This is a genomic window from Scandinavium sp. UTDF21-P1B, assembly GCF_040750395.1.
GTDB lineage: Bacteria > Pseudomonadota > Gammaproteobacteria > Enterobacterales > Enterobacteriaceae > Scandinavium.
The window spans coordinates 58467-80244 of record NZ_JBFLVD010000027.1 but is presented as its reverse complement, the minus strand read 5'-3'; the positions used below and the strand labels follow the sequence as shown (position 1 = coordinate 80244).

At 56.1% G+C, this 21778-nt stretch carries 15 protein-coding genes and 1 riboswitch; of the genes, 4 read left to right on the top strand and 11 right to left on the bottom strand.

The window, feature by feature from the left end; all coding sequences use genetic code 11:
* Window positions 1-73: 73 nt before the first annotated feature.
* Together murI and btuB are read right to left on the bottom strand one after the other, a co-directional pair.
* Window positions 74-940, bottom strand: coding sequence for a glutamate racemase (gene murI / locus AB1287_RS19710; protein WP_435618841.1), 867 nt, complete (start codon window positions 938-940; stop codon window positions 74-76).
* Window positions 885-2744, bottom strand: coding sequence for a TonB-dependent vitamin B12 receptor BtuB (gene btuB / locus AB1287_RS19705; RefSeq protein ID WP_435618840.1), 1860 nt, complete (start codon window positions 2742-2744; stop codon window positions 885-887). The genes murI and btuB overlap by 56 nt, the downstream gene beginning before the upstream one ends.
* Window positions 2745-2810: 66 nt before the next feature.
* Window positions 2811-3005, bottom strand: a riboswitch (cobalamin riboswitch).
* Window positions 3006-3120: 115 nt separating this feature from the next.
* On the opposite strand from btuB, the gene trmA reads away from it, so the two are divergent.
* The gene (gene trmA / locus AB1287_RS19700; RefSeq protein ID WP_435618839.1) at window positions 3121-4221 is read left to right on the top strand and encodes a tRNA (uridine(54)-C5)-methyltransferase TrmA; all 1101 of its coding nucleotides are present in this window, start codon (window positions 3121-3123) and stop codon (window positions 4219-4221) included.
* 77 nt (window positions 4222-4298) lie between these two features.
* On the opposite strand, the gene AB1287_RS19695 is transcribed toward trmA, so the two are convergent.
* The gene (locus AB1287_RS19695; RefSeq protein WP_312629280.1) at window positions 4299-4658 is read right to left on the bottom strand and encodes a YijD family membrane protein; all 360 of its coding nucleotides are present in this window, start codon (window positions 4656-4658) and stop codon (window positions 4299-4301) included.
* Window positions 4659-4668: 10 nt separating this feature from the next.
* Window positions 4669-5307 (bottom strand): HTH-type transcriptional repressor FabR, encoded by a 639-nt coding sequence (gene fabR, locus AB1287_RS19690; RefSeq protein WP_312629279.1) that lies wholly within the window; start codon window positions 5305-5307, stop codon window positions 4669-4671.
* Window positions 5308-5504: 197 nt separating this feature from the next.
* Here fabR and sthA point away from each other — a divergent pair, with 197 nt between their 5' ends.
* Window positions 5505-6905, top strand: coding sequence for a Si-specific NAD(P)(+) transhydrogenase (sthA, locus tag AB1287_RS19685; protein ID WP_312629278.1), 1401 nt, complete (start codon window positions 5505-5507; stop codon window positions 6903-6905).
* Here sthA and oxyR read toward each other — a convergent pair.
* The 4 genes from oxyR to argC form a co-directional block, all read right to left on the bottom strand.
* The gene (gene oxyR, locus AB1287_RS19680) at window positions 6888-7805 is read right to left on the bottom strand and encodes a DNA-binding transcriptional regulator OxyR (protein WP_435618838.1); all 918 of its coding nucleotides are present in this window, start codon (window positions 7803-7805) and stop codon (window positions 6888-6890) included. The genes sthA and oxyR overlap by 18 nt on opposite strands.
* Window positions 7806-8133: 328 nt before the next feature.
* The gene (argH, locus tag AB1287_RS19675; RefSeq protein ID WP_435618837.1) at window positions 8134-9507 is read right to left on the bottom strand and encodes an argininosuccinate lyase; all 1374 of its coding nucleotides are present in this window, start codon (window positions 9505-9507) and stop codon (window positions 8134-8136) included.
* A gap of 105 nt (window positions 9508-9612) precedes the next feature.
* Window positions 9613-10389: an acetylglutamate kinase gene (gene argB / locus AB1287_RS19670; RefSeq protein WP_435618836.1), complete on the bottom strand. Its 777-nt coding sequence runs from the start codon at window positions 10387-10389 to the stop codon at window positions 9613-9615.
* A gap of 10 nt (window positions 10390-10399) precedes the next feature.
* The gene (gene argC / locus AB1287_RS19665) at window positions 10400-11404 is read right to left on the bottom strand and encodes an N-acetyl-gamma-glutamyl-phosphate reductase (protein ID WP_435618835.1); all 1005 of its coding nucleotides are present in this window, start codon (window positions 11402-11404) and stop codon (window positions 10400-10402) included.
* An 88-nt stretch (window positions 11405-11492) separates the two neighbouring features.
* Between argC and argE the strand changes: the two genes are divergently transcribed.
* On the top strand, window positions 11493-12644 hold the full coding sequence (argE, locus tag AB1287_RS19660) for an acetylornithine deacetylase (RefSeq protein ID WP_312629273.1): 1152 nt from the start codon (window positions 11493-11495) through the stop codon (window positions 12642-12644).
* A gap of 338 nt (window positions 12645-12982) precedes the next feature.
* A complete protein-coding gene (gene ppc / locus AB1287_RS19655; RefSeq protein ID WP_312629272.1) occupies window positions 12983-15634 on the top strand; it encodes a phosphoenolpyruvate carboxylase in 2652 nt (883 codons plus the stop codon).
* A 134-nt stretch (window positions 15635-15768) separates the two neighbouring features.
* Here ppc and katG read toward each other — a convergent pair whose 3' ends face one another.
* The 3 genes from katG to metL all read right to left on the bottom strand — a co-directional run bounded on the left by katG (window position 15769) and on the right by metL (window position 21776).
* A complete protein-coding gene (katG, locus tag AB1287_RS19650; RefSeq protein ID WP_435618834.1) occupies window positions 15769-17949 on the bottom strand; it encodes a catalase/peroxidase HPI in 2181 nt (726 codons plus the stop codon).
* A 284-nt stretch (window positions 17950-18233) separates the two neighbouring features.
* On the bottom strand, window positions 18234-19121 hold the full coding sequence (gene metF / locus AB1287_RS19645; protein ID WP_312629270.1) for a methylenetetrahydrofolate reductase: 888 nt from the start codon (window positions 19119-19121) through the stop codon (window positions 18234-18236).
* A gap of 222 nt (window positions 19122-19343) precedes the next feature.
* Window positions 19344-21776: a bifunctional aspartate kinase/homoserine dehydrogenase II gene (gene metL, locus AB1287_RS19640; protein WP_435618833.1), complete on the bottom strand. Its 2433-nt coding sequence runs from the start codon at window positions 21774-21776 to the stop codon at window positions 19344-19346.
* Window positions 21777-21778: the final 2 nt, after the last annotated feature.

The following is a 21778-nucleotide window of genomic DNA, read 5'->3' as shown; positions in this document are numbered from 1 at the left end:
TGGAGGCGCATTATAGGGAGTTCTGAGACGTTGACAAGCCCTGTTTGAAAAAAACTTTTCAACCGTCTCTTTTTTACTCAAATGCCTGGTAATCACCCAGTTTTTCAAGCCTTTCGAAGCCATAACGCTGCAAAACGGGTAAAAGCTGCTCAGTTTCCGGCGTCAGCGCCATGCAGAACGCCACATTCTCTTCTGATGATTTCGCATCTGGCGATTCATGTTCGAGCAACCAGGCCGTACGCCGGGCAATAGCCGCACCGGAATCCACCAGCCTCGTGCCTTCCGGCAGAACGGCAAGCAGTTCCTCCTGTACAAGAGGAAAATGCGTACATCCTAATACCACTGTGTCCGGCGGCTCGGGCATTCTCAACCACGGACGCAGAATTCGGCGCAGTTCTTCCAGAGAAACAGGTTCGCCGTGCAGCTTTGCTTCCGCCAGTACCACCAACTCCGCCGAGCCCAGCATTTCAATCTGGCACTCATTGGCAAAACGCTCGATCAGCTCACGCGTATAAGGGCGTTTTACCGTCCCGCGCGTTGCCAGCAAACCAACGATGCCATTCGCCGTCAGGCGAGCTGCGGGTTTTATCGCGGGCACTACACCCACAACCGGGAATGCAAACTTCTCGCGTAAGGCGGGGAGGGAAACGGTGCTGGCGGTATTACAGGCAATCACTGCCAGAGCAAGAGGGTAACGCGCCTGCACCGCCGTGACGATTTCCAGCACGCGCTCAACGATAAACGCTTCACTCTTTTCACCGTAAGGGAAGGCAACGTTATCGAAGGCGTAGATGTAATGCAGATCCGGCAACAGATGCCGAATCTCATTATAAACCGACAACCCACCGACCCCGGAATCAAACACCAGGACGGTGGGACGTGGATCAGAAGGTGTAGCTGCCAGACAAGGTGTATTCCCGTCCTGCAGTTTCGTAGCCATAAACTGTCTCGTAATCTTTATCGAACAGGTTGGCGATTTTACCACGAACTGTCAGGTGAGAGGTGACCGGATATGAAACGGCGAGATCCCACAAGCTCACGCCGCCCATCTGAACACGCTCTGAACTGTAGGTATTCGGATCGATTGCGACATCATAACGCGTGCCCAGATAGCGGTACGCCACATTCCAGTCGAGATCCCAGACCCGCCAGTCAAGCTGATACTTCACCTGCTGCTTAGAACGACGTGCCAGCACTTCATTAGTTTTAGCATTTCGCGGATCGACATAGTCATAGGAAATTTGATGCCCTAACGGCCCCGTATCAAACTGCGCCGTCGCTTCAATACCTTTGATACGAGCTTCACCGATATTGTAATAGCGATAGGTATGCGGATCGCTGTCAATCAGGTTGTCAATATCGTTCCGATATCCCGTTACACGCCAGTTGACCGGGCCAGTAAGACCTTCGAAACCACCTTCCCATTGCTTGCTCTCTTCAGGCTTGAGGTCCGGGTTGCCGTATGCAGCGCTATGGATTTGACTCATGGTTGGCGCTTTATAAGCCGTACCGTAAGAACCGATAATCCGGTAACCATCAACAAACTCCCAGGCCGCACTGGTCTGCCAGGTGCTGTGGTTACCGAAATTGGAGTTATCATCATTACGGGCAGCGGCTTCCAGCGTCACGCTGTCAAAAAGCTGCTGAGTCGCCGAAAGGAATACGCCGGTGTTGTGCTGCTCGTAGCCTTCATCCAGATAGCCCGTACCTGCCTGGGTTTTCTGTTTCTGCCAGTCCACACCCGCGCCGATATTACCGTGACCTACGGTAAAGGTGTTCAGCCACTGTGCGGTGTACTGCTTGACGTCATCTGTCGTCGCGGAGGAAGCGTAACGGCCTTTGCTCGGGTCATAGTTCTGATCTTTGCTGCGGCCATAGCCCGCCACAAGTTGCGACTGATAAATGCCCTGGCTATAGCGCAAACCCGTATCCCAGTTCTGGCTGTAAAGCTGACGGGTATCTGGTCGGCCATCAACCATAAAGTTGGCATCATAGTGATCGTAACCGTCATACGCCGTACGGTTATCGTAGCCAAAGCCACGAACGAAGCCGCTCAGGTTGTCAGTGATCTGCTGTTCTACGGAGCCGAATAGCGACTTACTCATAAATCCATCCCGGTCAGGCTGACGCGGTGCATCTTGCGCATCAATATCAAACCCGCGGGTATAGGTGTAGTTGCCGCCCAGCGTAACCTGAGTTTTATCGTAGGTCTGCTGGAAAGAACCATCATAACTTTGATAACCATGGGAGCCGAAGCCCGCAGAAATCTCACCACCAGGCTTATCACGGCCAGTAATAATGTTGATCACTCCGCCAATAGCATCCGAACCATAGAGTGCCGAGCGCGGGCCACGAATATATTCAATACGTTGTACCAACGAAACGGGGATTTGGCTGAGATCCGGGACGTTGCTGATGCCTGCATTATTCAGAGGGATGCCATCAATCAGTACCAGCACATGGCGAGATTCCGTACCACGGATAAAAGTCGACGAAGTCGCCCCCATTCCACCGCTTTGCGCAATATCAACCCCAGGAAGACGTGACATAACTTCCGTGACGCTTTGCGCCTGCCAGCGTTGGATATCTTCACGAGTGACAACCGAGGTAGGCGCCAGCACCGTATTGAGAGGCTGTTGAAAACGATTTGCCGTGACGACCATCGTGTCTGAGCTGCCATCCTGCGCCCAGCCAGAAAAAGCTGTGACGGAGAGCGCCGTCAGCAGCGAAGCTTTTTTAATCATTGTTAAAAGCATCCAGTAAATAAGAAGGATGCCGCTGGCCTCATGGCTATTCGCGAGCATGAGGATCCGTTGCGACGTACTCCGGCAGGTCTTCGGGCTGGAAGGCCCCCGAAAGGATTCGGGGTGAAGAAATGATGACTTCCCGCCAATGGGCAGTGTCTGCTTACGCTCTCATTTCGCCTTACTCTACCGCTGCGCGTCAGCTCCAGATTTGCACTGGATTCCCTTTTAACTCACAGGACCGGAAACAGGATGCTACATTCAGAAACATGCAGATGTCCAGACTGCTATTCACCGCGGCCAGGCCATCGAAGGCTGGACATCCTGTGAGCATTCCCTACAATCGCCGCGTTATTTCTCTCTTACAGGAAGCACCATGACCCCTGAACACCTGCCGACAGAACAGTACGAGGCCCAACTGGCGGAGAAAGTCGTCCGCCTGCAAAGCATGATGGCGCCGCACAATGCACCGGTTCCGGAGGTGTTCCGCTCACCCGTCAGCCACTACCGCATGCGTGCCGAATTCCGTATGTGGCACGACGGCGACGATCTGTACCACATCATTTTCGATCAGGAAACGAAGCTGCGTATTCGCGTTGATACCTTTCCGGCCGCCAGCGAGCTGATTAATGCCCTGATGAAAGCCGTGCTGGAGGGGGTAAAGGCAGAGAAAACGCTGCGCCACAAGCTGTTCCAGATTGATTACCTGACGACCGTCAGCAACCAGGCCATTGTGTCGCTGCTGTACCATAAAAAGCTCGATGAGGAATGGCAGACAGCCGCCACGGCTTTGCGCGATGCGCTGCGTGCAGCCAACCTGAACGTCCACCTGATTGGCCGGGCGACGAAAACCAAAATCGCGCTGGACCAGGACTTTATTGACGAGCGCCTCCCCGTGGCCGGCCGTGAGATGATTTACCGCCAGGTTGAAAACAGCTTCACCCAGCCTAACGCGGCGATGAACGTGCAGATGCTGGAATGGGCGCTGAACGCCACTCAGGGATCAAAGGGCGACCTGCTGGAGCTGTACTGTGGCAACGGTAACTTTTCTTTAGCGCTGGCGCGTAACTTCGATCGCGTACTGGCAACCGAAATCGCCAAGCCATCCGTTGCCGCCGCGCAATACAACATCGCGGCAAACCACATTGATAACGTGCAGATCGTTCGGATGTCGGCGGAGGAGTTTACTCAGGCGATGAACGGCGTGCGGGAATTTAATCGCCTGCAGGGAATCGATCTGAAGGGCTATCAGTGCGAGACAATTTTTGTCGATCCGCCGCGCAGCGGGCTGGACAGTGAAACCGAGAAGATGGCGCAGGCCTATCCGCGCATTTTGTACATTTCCTGTAACCCGGAAACGCTGTGCAAAAACCTGGAAACGTTAGGTCAGACTCACAAAGTTGAGCGCCTGGCGCTGTTCGATCAGTTCCCGTACACCCATCACATGGAATGCGGCGTCTGGCTGACGAAGAAATAATGTTTTTTTAGGGCAGGTAAGCACCGCGCCACCTGCCCAAAATGCCGGACCAGGCCTACAAAACAACAAAATACAGCTTATTCTGCGGCTTCAGCTTTACGATTACGCATCCGCAAGCCAATCCAGAACACCATCAGCACTGACAGTACCGCCGGGAAGAAATTAGAGCCAATATCCGGGTACTCCGCACGTACCACGGTGCTGTAGACCAGTACGCCAAGAATGAAGCAGGCCGCGGCAAGGCCAGGTAAACCCACCGGCATCGTACGGTTCTGGTAGCGTTGATGCAGGCAGTACACCGTCAGCACCAGCGCAATCAAAGGGAATATTGAAAAGGGCACAATCGAGCTGAAAAGCGCTGCACATGTCCCGTTAATGGATAAGCCAGCCACCAGCGCCAGCAACAACGTACCTCTGTCTTGACCTGTCTGTTTCATTGCTCGTCCTTCACTCTTCGGAAATGTGTGTCGTTTTCTCTTGTTCGCGGCGATACCAGTAATATGCACCTTTGGAGATCATCCGCAGCTGCAGCACCAGTCGCTCTTCTAATTGCCGACGCTGTTCAGGGCTGATATCCAGCGCTTCCGCGCCCGCACTGAACACAATGGTCACCATCGCTTCCGCCTGCGCTTCGGTAAAGGCGCGCGGCATGTGGTTTTCGATTTCCAGATAGTCCGCAAGTTCCGCAATGAAGTGCTGAATTTCGCGCGCGACGGCGGCGCGAAACGCCGCCGACGTGCCGGAACGTTCGCGGAGTAATAAACGAAATGCGTTGGGGTTATTACCGATGAACTCCATAAAGGTCGACACAGAGGTGCGGATCACACTGCCGCCTTTGGCGATTCGCTGGCGCGCCTGGCGCATCAGCTGACGCAGCATCAGCCCGCTTTCATCAACCATGGTTAAGCCCAGCTCATCCACATCGCGAAAGTGGCGGTAGAAAGACGTTGGCGCAATGCCGGCCTCACGCGCCACTTCACGCAGGCTGAGACTGGCAAAACTGCGCTCCGCACTCAGCTGGCTGAATGCGGCTTCCACCAGCGAACGCCGGGTTTTTTCTTTTTGTTGTGCTCTGACGCCCATCACGATGTCTGAATCCTTCCATCTGCCTTGCTGGCACTATACCAGAGATTAAAACTAATCTGTTTCAGGTGCTTTGTGAATGAATGTTTACGGGCGGTTTGTGCTTTAACGCCGTAAAAAAGCACAACGATAATTGGGTTATCCCACCGATGATGTTACTATTCTGTTGCTTTTATGTATAAGAACAGGTAAGCCTTACCATGCCACACACCTACGATTATGATGCAATAGTAATTGGTTCTGGCCCGGGCGGCGAAGGTGCCGCAATGGGGCTGGTGAAACTCGGCGCCCGAGTCGCCGTTATTGAGCGCTACCACAACGTCGGCGGCGGCTGCACCCACTGGGGCACCATCCCGTCAAAAGCGCTTCGCCATGCCGTCAGCCGTATTATTGAATTTAACCAGAACCCTCTCTACAGCGATCACTCCCGACTTCTTCGTTCTTCCTTTGCCGACATCCTCAACCATGCCGACAGCGTAATTAATCAGCAAACGCGGATGCGTCAGGGATTCTACGAGCGTAACCACTGCGAAATTTTGCAAGGCAATGCGCACTTTATTGATGAGCACACTATCGCGCTGGAGTGCCACGACGGCTCCGTCGAAACGCTCACTGCCGAAAAATTCGTGATTGCCTGCGGCTCGCGCCCGTACCGCCCGGACGATGTCGATTTCACGCATCCACGCGTTTATGACAGCGACTCAATCCTCAGCCTGCATCATGAGCCACGCCACGTGATCATTTACGGTGCCGGGGTTATCGGCTGCGAATATGCGTCGATCTTCCGCGGAATGGAGGTCAAAGTCGATCTGATCAACACCCGCGATCGCCTGCTGGCCTTCCTCGATCAGGAGATGTCAGATTCCCTCTCGTACCACTTCTGGAACAGCGGCGTAGTGATTCGCCACAACGAAGAGTACGAGAAAATCGAAGGCATGGACGACGGGGTGATCATGCACCTGAAGTCCGGCAAGAAGCTGAAAGCCGACTGCCTGCTCTATGCTAACGGACGCACCGGGAACACCGACTCGCTGGCGCTGGAGAACATCGGCCTGCAAACCGACAGCCGCGGTCAGCTGAAAGTGAACAGCATGTATCAGACTGCCATCCCGCACATCTATGCCGTTGGCGACGTGATTGGTTATCCAAGCCTGGCTTCAGCGGCTTACGATCAGGGCCGAATTGCGGCACAGGCAGTGGTGAAAGGTGAAGCCACCGCGCATCTGATTGAGGATATCCCTACGGGCATTTACACCATTCCGGAAATCAGCTCCGTCGGCAAAACCGAGCAGCAGCTGACGGCGATGAAAGTGCCTTATGAAGTGGGACGGGCGCAGTTTAAGCACCTGGCGCGTGCGCAAATCGTCGGTATGAACGTGGGCACCCTGAAAATCCTGTTCCATCGGGAGACCAGGGAGATTCTGGGGATTCACTGCTTTGGTGAGCGCGCGGCCGAAATTATTCACATCGGCCAGGCGATAATGGAGCAAAAAGGCGGTGGCAACACCATCGAGTACTTCGTTAACACCACCTTTAACTACCCGACGATGGCGGAAGCCTATCGGGTAGCGGCGCTGAATGGCTTAAACCGCCTTTTTTAACGGCTTATCGAAATGGCCATCCATCTGTGCACGGATGGCCTCTGCCAGCTGCTCATAGCGGCTGCGCAGCGGTGAACCCGGACGATACACCAATCCTACCGTACGACGCGGCTCCGGCTTAATGCACGGCAGATAAATCACGCCATCACGTTTACGTTCAGACGGCACGGAGAGCGCCGGTAACAGCGTAATTCCGCTGCCTGCAGCCACCATATTGCGCAGCGTTTCCAGGCTGGTCGCGCGGAAATGCGTGTCTTCGTCAGCACCCGCCTCAAAGCAGAAGCCCATCGCCTGATCGCGCAGACAGTGCCCGTCCTCCAGCATCAGCAACTTTTCACCGGCCAGGTCGGACATCGGTACCACGTCGCGGTTGGCCCACGGATGGTCCTCATAAATCGCCAGCATCATTGGCTCGTCAAACAGCGGAACCTCAATAAAGGCTTCACTCTCTTTAACCAGCGCGAGAATGGCGCAGTCGAGCTTGCCGCTGTCGAGCTGTGCCAGCAGCTGATGCGTTTGCGCTTCATGCAGATACATTTCCAGCTTCGGGAACGTCTGATGCAGCATTGGGATAATCTGCGGGAGCAGATAAGGCCCCACGGTCGGGATCAGGCCGATATGCAGCGGACCGGACATCGTTTCGCCCTGTTGGCTCGCCATCTCCTTGAGCACTTTTACCTCGCGCAGCACCGTACGCGCCTGATCCACCAGCAGCAAACCGGCCTGGGTGAACAGCACCTTGCGGCTGGTACGCTCCAGCAGCATCACGCCAAGCTCATCTTCCAGCTTGCGGATCTGTCCGCTCAGCGTGGGCTGGCTGACGTGGCAGGAATCCGCCGCGCGGCGAAAATGACGATGCTCAGCAAGCGCCACCAGGTATTCAAGATCACGAATATTCATTCTTCATCCTCCATCGCCACGATAGTTCATGGCGATAGATAGCATAGCAACGAACGATTATCCCTATCAAGCTCTCTGGTCAATAATAACCCACATAAACGAGGCGGTACCTCATTTAACCCTTGAAGCCACCGACTCGTTCAGAGTTTCTCTCTGATACAAATAACGAAAGCCAACGTGAACTTTGCGGACCCCGTGGTCCGCTTTTTTTTGCGTAAAAAAGCCTGGTCCAGATAAAAGCAAAAAGGCAACTTGAGTTGCTTTTTTAGTGTTTGCTCCCTCTTTCCATGGGAGAGGGCTGGGGTGAGGACACCAGACCATAGCGAACTTAATTCAATCGCGCCTTAGCGTCAGCAATTGCCTGCGCAACCTGTTTCGGTGACACGCCACCTTTTGCAGCACGCTTATCCAGACAAGACTGCAGCGACAGAACCGGATAAACATCTTCACCAATTACCGCACTGAATTTTTGCAGGTCTGACAGCGGCAACTCTTCCAGCGGTTTGCCCTGACGAATGGCTTCCACCACGGCTTCACCAACGATATGGTGCGCTTCGCGGAACGGTACACCTTTGGCAACCAGGTAATCCGCCAGCTCCGTTGAGTTAGCATACCCTTGCTGCGCGGCTTCCTGGCAGCGCGGGCGTTTTACCTGAATGCCGTCCAGCACCAGCGCGCCCATATGCAGGCAGTCCAGCCAGGTGTCGAGTGCATCGAACAGCCCTTCTTTGTCTTCCTGCATATCTTTGTTGTACGCCAGCGGCAGGCCTTTCAGGGTCATCATCATGCCCGTCAGCGCGCCCTGCACGCGGCCACACTTACCACGAATGAGCTCCAGCGCATCCGGGTTTTTCTTCTGTGGCATCAGGGATGAACCGGAGGTTACGCGATCGGAAAGCTCCACGAAGCCCGCTTCGCCAGAGTTAAAGAAGATAAGGTCTTCCGCAAAGCGCGACAGATGTACCATGCCGATGGACGCATTCGACAGCAGCTCCAGCACGTGATCGCGATCGGAGACGCTGTCGAGGCTATTGCGGGTAGCCGAGGCAAAACCCAGCCAGCCTGCCAGCTGCTCACGGTCGATTTCATACGCCGTGCCTGCCAGCGCGCCGCAGCCGAGCGGGCTTACGTCCAGACGTCTTAACGTATCCTGTAAACGGCTTTCGTCACGGGCCAGCATCTCAACGTACGCCAGACACCAGTGAGCAAACGTCACCGGTTGTGCGCGCTGCAAATGCGTGTAGCCCGGCATTACCGCATCCTGATTGTTCTTCGCCGTTTCCACCAGCGCCTGTTGCAGTTGGCGGCTGGCGCTCAGCAATTCGGTAATTGTGTCTTTGCACCACAGCTTCAGATCGGTGGCAACCTGGTCGTTACGGCTACGCCCGGTATGCAGCTTTTTACCCAGCTGACCGACTTTGTCGATAAGTTTGCCTTCTACCCAGCTGTGAATATCTTCGGCATCGCTCTCAAGAATTTTCTGTGGATTGGTACGAACTTCCTCCAGCAGCACGTTGAGCGCCTCTTCAAGCTGCTGTTGTTCGGCGGCCGTCAGCACGTTAACCGTCACCAGCGCTTTAGACCAGGCCACAGAGCCAACGATGTCCTGCTCCGCCAGGCGATAGTCAAAGCGCAAAGAGTCGTTGAACAGTTTGAACCGTTGATCCGCTGCCTGAGTAAAACGCCCGCCCCAAAGTGCCATAACATGCATCCTTAAATTCGTTTATTTCTGCCGGATGGCGCTACGCTCATCCGGCCTACGCTATTGCAGGCCCGGCAAGCGCAGCGCCGCCGGGCAATAAAAAAATTAAGCCAGAATCCGCGTGCCGATTGGCGCGCCGTTGAAAAGCGACGGCAGCTGCTCGGCATGACGCCAGGAGGCGATATCCACCGGGCGACCCAGCGTGCGGGCCGCATCCAGCGCAGCATTCACTTTAACGATCATGCCGTCGGTGATAATACCCTGGTCAATCAGCTGCTCCGCCTTCGCCGCAGTCATTTCCGCAATGCGCTGGCCTTTACCGTCCAGAATTCCGCTTACGTCAGAAAGCAGGATCAGATCGGCACCGAGCGTTGCCGCCAGCGCCGTCGCGGCCTGGTCGGCGTTAACGTTCATCAGCAGACCTTCTTCGGTAACGCCAATTGAGCTCACCACCGGCAGGAAACCGCCTTCAAGCAGCGTATTGATCAGCTCTGGTGAACCCGGTTTCGCCAGCCCAACGTGGCCCAGCTCTTCATCCAGTTGCGATACCTTCACGCTGTCGCCATCGCCAAGATACAGGCCAACGGAAGCGATATGATGCCTCTTCGCCCACGCCAGCAACGTTTTGTTCGCCGTGCCTGCCAGCGCACCGGTGATGATATCAATCTGATCCGCAGGCGTGACGCGCAGTCCGTTCTTCTTTTTCACCGGCAGATTGAGCCCTTTCATCAGCTCATCCACCACGCAGCCACCACCGTGAACAATCACCAGTGGGCGCTTGTGCTCCGCCCGGTAATTTACCAGCGCGCTGAACAGCCGCTCCAGCGCTTCTTCACTGTCCAGCAGCACACCACCGAGTTTGATAATCAAAGGATTCATCATCGCGTATCCATTAAAGAAGAGACTGGGTTTCAGCAAAGCCGAAACGAATGTTGGCGCACTGCATCGCCTGAGCAGCTGCGCCTTTCAGCAGGTTATCCTCTGCAGCGACCACGATCAGGTGCTCGCCCTGAACGGCAAAGCCGATATCGCAGAACGGCAGGCCGACGACATTTTTCAGCGCCGGAACACCGTTGTCGTACAGACGTACCAAAGGTTTAGCGGCATACGCCTGAGCGAAGGTTTCCGCCACCTGTTCGCGGGTCACGCCCGGCTTCAGCCGACAGGTAATGGTTTCCAGAATACCGCGCTTAAAGTTACCCAGATGCGGAGTAAAAATCACCTCAGCACCTAAGTGAGTGGTAATTTCAGGATGATGGCGGTGGTTGAACACGCCGTAAGGCTGCAGGCTGACTTCGCAGAAGCTATTGGAAATCGCCGCTTTGCGCCCTGCTCCGCTGACGCCACTGGTGGCGTTGATCACCGGCCATTGGGAAAGATCTAACAGCCCGGCGTCGATCAGCGGCTTCAGGGAAAGCTGCGCCGCCGTTGGATAACAGCCCGGCACCGCAATCAGGTTCGCTTCTTTAATTTTGTCGCCGCACCACTCCGCCAGCCCGTAAACGGCTTGCTCAAGCAGCACCGGATATTGATGGGTGAAGCCATAGTATTTCTGATAAAAATCAGCGTCGTTGACGCGAAACGCACCGGAAAGATCGAATACTACGCAGCCAGCGTCCAGGAACTGTGGAGCCAGATCGTGACTCACTTCATGCGCCGTAGCGAGGAACACCACGTCTACGCCCGCGCTGAAATCACGGATGTCGGACATCGGCTGTAGCGGCAAATCGACAATGCCTTTCAGTTGAGGATGCAGATCGGAGATTAGCTTACCGGCATCATTGCTTTGCGCTGAGACCGTCAAAGCGGTTATGTTCATATGCGGATGACGATTTACGTAGTTCACCAGCTCAGCGCCAGCATAACCGCTTGCGCCTACTATCAGCGTATTCAACATCGGGTTCCTTTATGCTCAACGATAATGTATTTTTATTCACAAATATTGCATGAATATTGATACTATCACGACCTGAGGTGTGTCAACAATGAAAAACAATTTACCGCCATTTATCGAGATTTACCGCGCATTGATCGCCACACCGTCCATCAGCGCCACCGAAGAATCCCTCGACCAGAGCAATGAAGGTTTAATCAATCTTCTGGCCGAGTGGTTTTCCACGCTGGGCTTTAAGGTAGAGATTCAGCCCGTTCCCGGAACCCGCCATAAATTCAATATGCTTGCCAGCACCGGTGAAGGCGCAGGCGGGCTGCTGTTAACGGGCCACACCGATACCGTACCATTCGACGACGGCCGCTGGACGCGGGATCCCTTCACCCTGACCGAGCACGACAACAAGCTTTACGGCCTGGGCACTGCCGACATGAAAGGCTTCTTCGCCTTTATTCTCGACGCCCTGCGCGACGTCGACGTGACGCAGCTGAAAAAGCCGCTCTACATTCTGGCCACCGCCGATGAAGAGACCAGCATGGCGGGCGCACGCTATTTCTCAGAATCAACAACTCTGCGTCCGGACTGCGCCATCATTGGTGAGCCAACCTCCCTGCAGCCGGTTCGCGCTCACAAAGGCCACATTTCCAGCGCCATTCGCGTGCTCGGTCAGTCGGGTCACTCCAGCGATCCGGACCGCGGCGTGAACGCCATCGAACTGATGCACGATGCGATTGGCAGAATTATGCAGTTGCGCGACTCGCTGAAAGAACGCTATCACTATGATGCTTTTGCCGTGCCTTACCCGACGCTAAACCTTGGGGCAATCCACGGCGGTGACGCGTCCAACCGAATTTGTGCCTGCTGTGAATTGCATATGGACATTCGTCCGCTGCCGGGCATGACGCTCGACGATCTTGAAGGGTTGTTAAACGATGCCCTGGCCCCGGTCAGTGAAAAATGGCCGGGCCGCCTGACGGTTTCAGAACTGCATCCACCAATCCCAGGCTACGCCTGCCCGCCGGATCACCAGCTGGTACAGGTCGTGGAAAAACTGCTCGGCACGCAAACCGAAGTGGTGAACTACTGCACCGAAGCACCGTACATTCAGACGCTGTGCCCAACGCTGGTGCTCGGTCCGGGCTCAATTAATCAGGCGCACCAGCCGGATGAATACCTCGAAACCCGGTTTATCAAACCTACGCGCGAGCTGATTACTCAGGTTGTGCATCATTTTTGTTGGCACTGATTTAACGGAAACGCCCGGCGGCGCAACGCTTACCGGGCCTACGTTCAAATACAGGCCGGAGAAACGCAGTGCCGCCCGGGTTAGTGATTCTCCTCACATTTCCATAAGCAGCGCTTATCTCGCTCTCTCGCAATTAAATTTCGCAAATTGTCGGCATTTATTCGTTTGCTGAACCGATTTCGCAGCAATTGACGTAGGGGTTTTTACGTGGCTTTATAAAGTGAACACAAGAAAAAACTGAATACCTTGTCCGAACGATTTTGACTCACCGCACGCGGTGTCGTTGCGGCTGTGCAAAATCCAGGGACATACATAAATGAGATGGGGTGTCTGGGGTAATGAACGAACAATATTCCGCTTTGCGTAGTAATGTCAGTATGCTCGGTAAGGTGTTAGGGGAAACCATCAAGGATGCCCTTGGCGAGAACATTCTTGATCGCGTTGAAACCATTCGTAAGTTGTCAAAATCCTCCCGTGCGGGCAATGAAGCCAACCGCCAGGAGCTGCTCACCACGTTGCAGAACCTCTCCAACGACGAGCTGCTGCCGGTCGCCCGTGCCTTCAGTCAGTTTCTGAATCTGGCGAATACCGCCGAGCAATACCACAGCATTTCGCCCAACGGCGAAGCGGCCAGCAACCCGGAAGTCATTGCCCGCACTCTGCGTAAACTCAAAGATCAGCCAAACCTGAACGAAGCGACCATTAAAAAAGCCGTAGAAGCACTGTCGCTGGAGCTGGTGCTGACTGCACACCCGACGGAAATCACCCGCCGGACGCTGATCCACAAAATGGGCGAAGTGAACAGCTGTCTTAAGCAGCTGGATAATAAAGATATTGCGGACTATGAACGCCACAGCCTGATGCGCCGTCTGCGCCAGCTGATTGCGCAGTCCTGGCACACTGATGAAATCCGTAAGCATCGCCCAAGCCCGGTGGATGAAGCCAAATGGGGCTTTGCGGTGGTCGAAAACAGCCTCTGGGAGGGCGTGCCAGATTACCTGCGCGAGCTCAACGAACAGCTGGAAGAAAACCTTGGCTATCAGCTGCCGGTTGACTTCGTGCCTGTCCGTTTCACCTCCTGGATGGGCGGCGACCGTGACGGTAACCCGAATGTGACCGCCGATATCACACGGACCGTACTGCTGCTCGGTCGCTGGAAGGCCACCGATCTGTTCCTGAAAGATATTCAACTACTTATCTCTGAACTCTCGATGGTCGACTGCACCGATGAGCTGCGTGAATACGTGGGTGAAGCGGGCGCCGCAGAACCGTATCGCTACCTGCTGAAAACTATCCGCAGCCAGCTGATGGCGACTCAGGCCTGGCTCGAAGCGCGTCTGAAAGGCGAGAAACTGCCAAAACCGGCGGGCCTGCTGACCCAGAATGAACAACTTTGGGAACCGCTTTACGCCTGCTACAAATCTCTTCAGGCCTGCGGCATGGGCATTATCGCCAACGGTGAGCTGCTCGACACCCTGCGTCGCGTGAAGTGTTTTGGCGTACCGCTGGTGCGTATCGACGTGCGTCAGGAAAGCACCCGCCATACCGAAGCGCTGGGTGAACTGACCCGCTATCTCGGCATCGGCGACTACGAAAGCTGGTCCGAAGCCGACAAACAGGCGTTCCTGATCCGCGAGCTGAACTCCAAGCGTCCGCTGCTGCCGCGCCAGTGGGAGCCAAGCGAAGAAACCCGCGAAGTGCTCGACACCTGCAAAGTCATTGCCGAAGCGCCGAAAGGCTCTGTCGCCGCGTACGTGATTTCGATGGCGAAAACGCCTTCCGACGTGCTGGCCGTGCACCTGCTGCTGAAAGAAGCGGGTATCGGCTTTGCGCTGCCGGTCGCGCCGCTGTTTGAAACCCTCGATGACCTCAATAACGCCAACGATGTCATGACGCAGCTGCTGAACATCGACTGGTATCGTGGCTTCATCTCCGGCAAGCAGATGGTGATGATTGGCTATTCCGACTCCGCAAAAGACGCGGGCGTGATGGCCGCCTCCTGGGCACAGTATCAGGCTCAGGACGCTCTGATCAAAACCTGTGAAAAAGCAGGTATTGAGCTGACGCTGTTCCACGGACGCGGCGGCTCCATTGGTCGTGGTGGTGCACCTGCACACGCGGCACTGCTCTCTCAGCCGCCGGGTAGCCTGAAAGGCGGCCTGCGCGTGACCGAGCAGGGCGAGATGATCCGCTTCAAGTACGGCCTGCCTGAAGTGACCATCAGTAGCCTGTCGCTCTATACCAGCGCCATTCTGGAAGCCAACCTCCTGCCGCCGCCGGAGCCGAAGCCGGAATGGCGTCATATCATGGCCAAACTGTCCGACATTTCCTGTGAGATGTACCGTGGCTACGTGCGTGAAAACAAAGATTTCGTGCCGTACTTCCGTTCCGCCACGCCGGAGCAGGAGCTGGGTAAACTGCCGCTGGGTTCACGCCCGGCGAAGCGCCGTCCGACCGGCGGTGTGGAATCGCTGCGCGCCATTCCGTGGATCTTTGCCTGGACGCAGAACCGCCTGATGCTGCCAGCCTGGCTCGGTGCCGGCGCCGCGTTGCAAAAAGTGGTGGAAGACGGCAAGCAGAGCGAACTGGAAGTCATGTGCCGCGACTGGCCATTCTTCTCTACCCGCCTGGGCATGCTGGAGATGGTGTTCGCCAAAGCCGACCTGTGGCTGGCGGAATACTACGATCAGCGCCTGGTGAAGAAAGAGCTGTGGCCATTAGGTGCCGAGCTGCGCCAGCTGCTGGAAGCGGACATCAAGGTGGTTCTGGATATCGCCAACGATTCACACCTGATGGCAGATTTACCGTGGATTGCCGAGTCTATCCAGCTGCGTAACATCTACACCGACCCGCTGAACGTGCTTCAGGCCGAACTGCTTCACCGTTCACGTCTGGCGGAAGAGCAAGGCAAAGAGCCGGACCCACGCGTTGAGCAAGCCCTGATGGTCACCATCGCGGGCGTGGCAGCAGGTATGCGTAATACAGGTTGATGGCCGGAAATGTCGGGTGGCGCTTTGCTTACCCGACCTGCGAAACCTCGCAGGCCCGGCAAATGCAGTACCACCGGGTAGCTAAAACAAAAATCCCCGCTCGAAAGCGGGGATTTTTTATACTAAACGCAGAATTACTGCAGGTCGAAGCGATCCAGGTTCATCACTTTCACCCATGCCACGACGAAGTCTTTGACGAACTTCTCTTTGGCATCACCGCAGGCGTACACTTCCGCCAGCGCGCGCAGGACAGCGTTGGAACCAAACACCAGGTCTGCACGGGTTGCGGTGTACTTCACTTCACCGCTCTGACGGCAGCGACCCTCGAACAGCTCAGCAGACTCGTCTGTCGCTTTCCATTCGTTGCGCATATCCAGCAGATTAACGAAGAAGTCGTTGCTGAGGACGCCAGGACGGTCGGTGAATACGCCCGCTTTGCTACCATCGAAGTTAGCGCCCAACACGCGCAGACCACCCACCAGCACGGTCAGTTCCGGCGCGGTCAGCGTCAGCTGCTGCGCTTTATCAATCAGCAGAGATTCCGTGGTTGCCGCATCCACACGAGCGCGGTAGTTACGGAAGCCATCGGCGACCGGCTTCATCAGATTGAACATTTCAACGTCGGTCTGATCCTGACTTGCATCCACACGTCCTGGAATAAACGGCACCCGCACGCTAACGCCAGCGGCTTCTGCAGCCTGCTCAATGCCGACAACGCCCGCCAGTACGATAATATCTGCCAGTGATGCTTTACCAGACGCTTTCTGGATAGCTTCCAGCGCAGGCAGCGCTTTAGCCGCCACGGCGTTGACGTCCCAGTCGCGCTGAGGGGCCAGCGCCAGACGTGCACCGTTCGCGCCACCGCGCTTATCGCCGCCACGGAAGGTGGAAGCAGAGGCCCAGGCGACGGAAACCAGTTCGCTGACGGAAAGACCCGCATGGGCAATCTCTGCCTTCAGTTTGTCGATATCCGCAGGCGTCGGGCTGTGGGTCGCTTTCGGCAGCGGATCCTGCCAAATCAGATCTTCTTTCGGCACTTCCGGGCCGATGTAACGCGCTTTTGGCCCCATATCACGGTGGGTCAGTTTGAACCACGCACGGGCAAAGGCTTCGTTAAACGCTTGTGGATCGTTGAGGAAGCGACGGGAAATTTTGTCGAAATCCGGATCGAAACGCAGCGTCAGGTCAGTAACCAGCATGGTTGGCTTACGTTTTTTCGATGGGTCGAACGGATCGGGAATGATTTCTGGCGCATCGACCGCTTCAAACTGGATAGCCCCGGCCGGACTGCGGGTCTGCACCCACTCGTATTTGTACAGGTTTTCGAAGAAGTAGTTGCTCCATTGGGTTGGGGTCTGCGTCCAGACCACTTCCAGACCGGAGGTAATGGCATCTGCGCCAACGCCGCTGCCGTGCGTGCTGGCCCAGCCCAGGCCCTGAGATTCAATCGGCGCAGCTTCCGGATCGGCGCCCACATTTGTGGCCGACCCGGCACCGTGGGTTTTACCCAGGGTGTGGCCACCGGCGATCAACGCAACGGTCTCTTCGTCGTTCATGCCCATGTTGCCAAAGGTAGCGCGAATGGCGGATGCCGCAGAGAGCGGTTCACCGCTGGCGTTTGGCCCTTCCGGGTTAACGTAAATCAGGCCCATCTCGGTGGCCGCAAGCGGGCGTTTCGCCAGTTCTTCCGGATCACGGTGCTTCAGCCAGGTGGTTTCATCACCCCAGTTCACGTCCATATCCGGTTCCCAGACGTCTTCGCGTCCGGCACCAAAGCCGAAAGTACGGAAGCCGGAGTTTTCCAGCGCCACGTTACCGGCCAGGATGAACAGGTCAGCCCAGGAGATTTTCTGACCGTATTTTTGTTTGATTGGCCACAGCAGACGGCGGGCCTTGTCGAGACTGACGTTATCCGGCCAGGAGTTGAGCGGCGCAAAGCGCTGCTGGCCGCGACCAGCACCGCCACGGCCATCAACGGAGCGGTAGGTTCCTGCACCGTGCCACGCCATACGGATAAACAAGCCTGCATAGTTACCCCAGTCGGCTGGCCACCAGGGTTGAGAGTCGGTTAACAGCGCTTTGAGCTCGCCTTTCAGGGCGGAGTAGTCCAGTTTGCTGAATTCTTTACGGTAATCAAAATCTTCGCCCAGTGGATTCGAGCGGCTGGAGTGCTGATTGAGGAGATCGACCCGAAGCTGTTTCGGCCACCAGTCACGGCTGCTGGTTCCGGCTCCTGCGCTTTCATCATGACCGCCCTGATGAAACGGGCATTTTCCTGCGGATGCTGCGTTATGATCGTTTTCGTTATTGCTCATCTTCCTGCTCCCTTCAGTGTTTTCATACCAGGATATACAGCTCTGCAGATTAGTTATAGATGATAAAATCTACAGATTTGATAGTTGTTTCCTTCTGGCCATCCACACGATAACAAAAGTTCTTCATAGAAATGTCGACGCGTCCGTAAACTTTCGACAATAACCCTGGATTATGCAAGGTAAACAGGTCAATGATCTGTCAGCATTTCTTCGTAATTTAAGCGAAAGCTAAGGCGGGAAAAGAGGGGCACAAAAAATAAGGCCCTCGGGAGAGGGCCTTATCGTTACGCCGGGCGCACGCCCAGCGTATGGCAGATAGCGTAGCTCATTTCAGCACGGTTCAACGTATAGAAATGGAAGTCCTTGACGCCTTCGCGACTGAGGATTTTCACCATGTCCATAGCGATGTTCGCGCCCACCAGCTTGCGGGTTTCGGCATCGTCGTCCAGCCCTTCAAACATTTTCGCCATCCATGTCGGGATGCGTACGTTGGTCATATCAGCAAATTTCTTCGCCTGTTTGAAGTTCGACACCGGCAGAATACCGGGAATGATTTCCACGTCGATGCCGGTTGACGCGCAGCGGTCGCGAAAACGCAGGTAGCTTTCAACGTCAAAGAAGAACTGGGTAATCGCGCGGCTTGCGCCAGCATCGACTTTGCGCTTCAGGTTCAGCAGGTCCGCCTGTGCGCTTTTCGCCTCCGGGTGTACTTCCGGATAAGCGGCGACGGAAATATCGAAGTCACCGACTTCTTTCAGCAGGCCGACCAAATCCGCCGCGTACATATCCGGCTTTCCGCTGCCCGGCGGCAGGTCGCCGCGCAAAGCGACGATATGGCGGATGCCGTTATTCCAGTAATCCTGGGCAATGGCGCGCAGCTCGTCGCGGGAAGCGTCAATACAGGTCAGATGTGGGGCGGCTTCCAGCCCGGTTCTCTCCTTGATGCCTTTGATGATGCTGTGAGTGCGGTCACGCTCGCCGGAGTTTGCCCCGTAGGTGACGGACACAAATTTCGGCTTCAGGCTGCTCAGTCGATCGATAGAAGCCCATAAGGTCTGCTCCATTTCACTGGTGCGCGGCGGAAAAAACTCGAAGGAAACATTAATCTGGCCCTGTACTTCGGCCAGGCTCTGATTCAGGGCTTCCCGCTGGTTGGCGTGAAAAAAGCTCATACCTTACCTCTTCAATCTTCTGTGTTGTTTATTATGTTATGAGCATCTATACGTTTAGACGTCCAGAAGTCAAAAATGACTGAAAAGCGACGGGCAGTCAACTAAAAATAACGCACAAGGAGTGAGGTTTGTTCAGGGAAGGTGAAAATTATTCATAAGGCAGAGGCAGTGCCCGGCGGCGAAAGCTTGCCGGGCCTGCCCTGAATGCAGGCGCAGAAGAGGCTACAGCAGCTGCGCCAGACGGTTAATGTCCGACTGAATCGCCCCGGCAGTGACGTCACGACCCGCACCCGGACCGCGAATCACCAGCGGGTTATCACGATACCAGCGGCTTTCGATAGCAAAAACGTTATCGCAAGGCAGCAGCGCCGCCAGCGGGTGTTCCTGACGCACGGCCTCCACGCCAACACGCGCTTTACCGTTGGCGTCGAAGCGAGCCACATAGCGCAGCACCAGTCCCATTTCCTGTGCCGCCTCCAGGCGCTGAGTCATCTGCTCATTCAGTTCATCGCCGTTCTCAAAGAAGTGATCGATAGACCCCTCCTCGCAGTGCGATGGCACCAGAGACTCCACGCGTACCTGATCGGGCTCGATGTCATAACCCGCTTCGCGGGCGAGGATCACCAGCTTGCGCATCACGTCTTTACCGGACAGATCCACGCGCGGATCTGGCTCGGTCAGCCCTTGCTGCCACGCCTGATCCACCAGCTCCGTAAACGGCACCGTGCCGTCAAATTGCAGGAACAGCCAGGAGAGGGTTCCGGAGAAAATACCGCTGATGGCGAGGATGGAATCACCGCTTTCACGCAGATCGCGAACGGTATGGTTTACCGGCAGGCCCGCGCCGACGGTGGCGTTATACAGCCAGTGGCGTCCGGTTTTCTCAAACGCATCGTGAATCTGGCGATACTTATCGCTGGTGCTCGCGCCCGCCAGCTTATTGGCGCTGATCACGTGGAAACCGTGGCTGGCAAAATCCAGATACTGATCGGCGAGCTGAGCGCTTGCGGTGACATCAAGCACCACCAGGTCATCGTATGGATGCGCACGCATCCACAGGAAAAGCGACTCTTCATCCTGCTCAACCGCTTCATCGTTAAAGAAGGCGAGCGCGCGGCTGGCGTCGAGCCCTTCGTAGTTGAGCAGGCTGCGGCTGCTGTCCACCACGCCTGCCAGCACAAATTCAAACCCGGTGCGCGCTGAGAGCGTACTTTGCTCACGGGAAAACAGCTCCAGCCAACGAGAACCGATGTTACCTTTGCCGAACAGTATCAGGCCGATGCGTTTTTCCGCACGGAAGAGCGACTGATGCAGGCCCTGAATCAGGCTCTCCGTTGGGCCAGTGCGCAGCACTGCCACCAGGCTGATGCCCTCTTCCGACTGCCAGGTAAACTCGACCGGCTGGCCTTTCAGCTGCTGCCAGAAACGGTGGCAGTGCAGCGGATTACGGGTGACGCCCGCCCCGACCATTGCGATAAGCGCCAGACCCTGACGCAGGCGCAGTTCGCCCGGCAGGCCCGCTTCATCCAGCAATTTCAGGGCGCTGTCGGCGACTTCGGCGGTGTAGCAGAATTGCAGCAGGTGGCGGTCGGTATGCACGCCGACGGCCAACGGGCGCACCTGCGAACGTTTAAGAATCAGGTCGATCTCTTTCTGCGCAAGCTTAAAGTCCTGGCCGGCAGGCACCTGGAACTCAATCAGGCAAACGTCGTCATGGCTGGTAACGATACGGGCCCCGGTGCCGGAAGCCAGCACGCGTTCGATGCGGGTGGAACCCTGATCGGGGGTGTAGCTACAGCGAAGTTGCAGATCGATGTCGCTGCCGGAAACGGGTTGCAGCGTGCGGGCATGCAGTACCGGCGCAGCCAGACGCGCCAGTTCACTCGCTTCATCAAGACGCAGCAGAGGAAGCAGGCACGCATCTTTGACTTTACGCGGGTCGGCGCTGTAAACCCCGGCGACGTCGCTCCAGATGGTGACGCGGGAAACGCCGGCCAGCGCGCCAATCTGTGTGGCGGAGTAGTCGGAACCGTTGCGGCCCAGCAGTACGGTTTCGCCCGCGTTATTGCGGCTAATAAACCCGGTCACCACCAGACGTTTATTCGGGTGCTGTGCCAACAGCTGCTGGAGCAACGGGAAAGAAAGGCCTTCATCAACCTGAGGCTGAGCGGCACGCTCGGCGCGTAAAAATGAACGGGCATCGAGCCAGGCCGCGTCCAGGCCCTGCTGTTGCAGCACGGCGGACATTAAGCGCGCGGACCACACTTCACCGTGGCCCACCACTTCGGCGTACACGGCGTCATTCACGCCGCCGTCGAGGAGTACGGCCAGACGTTCAAGATCGTGGATGAACTCCGCAATCATGCCGTCGGCCACGTCGGCAGGCAGCAGGCCAGTCATCAACTCAATCTGATAACGGCGCAGCGACTGCTGAACCTGATGCGCAGAAAGGCGATCCGTCTGGCTGAGCTTCAGCCAGTTGATCAACTGGTTGGTGGTGCTGCCAGCGGCGGAGACGACCATCATGTCATCAGGCTGCGAGTGTTCAGCCATAATGCCTGCCACGCGCAGGTAACATTTCACATCCGCCAGACTACTGCCACCAAACTTGTGCAGTTGACGACCCTTCGCCCCTGCCTGCGCTATCACACTCATGT